Genomic DNA, 263 nt, shown 5'->3' with positions numbered 1-263 from the left:
CAGAAGAAATTTGGCAGTTGCTCCAAGCTTGAGCTACAAACCGAATGACCGATTAAGCATTAATGTTGATATGGAGTTATTTGAAATGAAAAGCATGAGCGATCAGACGTTTTTCTTTTACTCCGGAAGTTATCTGCAAAAGGTAAACAATATAAAAGACCTTAATCTGGACTATAAAAATTCTTATTTAGGAAAGGATCTTACCAATACAGGAAGAAGCATCAATCTTTTTGGACAGGTGAACTATAAAATTTCTAACAGTA

1 protein-coding gene is annotated in these 263 nt (G+C 33.8%); it reads left to right on the top strand.

What is annotated here, in order from left to right; all coding sequences use genetic code 11:
- A partial coding sequence (locus tag SB764_RS41485) for a hypothetical protein (protein ID WP_410866965.1) occupies positions 1–263 on the top strand: 263 nt, incomplete at both ends.

Source organism: Paraburkholderia sp. SIMBA_027, assembly GCF_046535315.1.
GTDB classification, from domain to species: Bacteria; Pseudomonadota; Gammaproteobacteria; order Burkholderiales; family Burkholderiaceae; genus Paraburkholderia; species Paraburkholderia tropica.
This window is presented reverse-complemented; position numbering and strand designations above follow the sequence as displayed.